Origin of the sequence: Curtobacterium sp. B8, from assembly GCF_000333315.1 — a bacterium.
Classification (GTDB): Bacteria; Actinomycetota; Actinomycetes; order Actinomycetales; family Microbacteriaceae; genus Curtobacterium; species Curtobacterium luteum.
This window is the reverse complement of sequence record NZ_BACW01000334.1, coordinates 1-526: the sequence shown is the minus strand read 5'-3', so window position 1 is coordinate 526 and position 526 is coordinate 1. Positions and strand designations below refer to the sequence as shown.

The following is a 526-nucleotide window of genomic DNA, read 5'->3' as shown; positions in this document are numbered from 1 at the left end:
GTCGCGCGCTGCGCGGCCGAGGCGGTCCGCCAGCTCCTGCACGGCGTGCCGTTCGGACACCCGCTGCACCCCCTGATGGTGCAAGTGCCGCTCGGCGCGTGGATCTCCGCGGCCGTCCTCGACCTGATCGGTGGGAGGGGGAACGCGAAGGCCGCGAAGACCCTCGTGGGTGTCGGCCTGGTGTCCGCGGGCGGGGCGACGACGGCCGGGTACGTCGACTGGGCCGAGCTCGACCGCGAGCAGCTCCGGACGGGGTGGGTCCACCAGGCGGTGAACTGGGTCGGGATCACGCTGTACGGGCTGTCGTGGGTGCAGCGGAAGCACGGGAACCACGGCGCGGGGAAGCTGCTCGGGTTCGCCGGGCTGACGGTCGTCGGGGTCGGCGGCTACCTCGGTGGGCACCTGGCGTACCGGCAGCGGGCCGGCGTGGGCACGAGCGAGCACGTCCCCTTCGACGACTGAGCCTGGTCGACGGGCGTGCTCGTCCGGTGACGAAGCCGTCGACCCGCGTCGTCCGAGACGGACG

At 73.8% G+C, this 526-nt stretch carries 1 protein-coding gene; it reads left to right on the top strand.

Annotated elements, in window-relative coordinates; translation table 11 throughout:
- A partial coding sequence (locus I59_RS08660) for a DUF2231 domain-containing protein (protein WP_022903533.1) occupies positions 1-462 on the top strand: 462 nt, incomplete at its 5' end.
- Positions 463-526 lie beyond the last annotated feature (64 nt).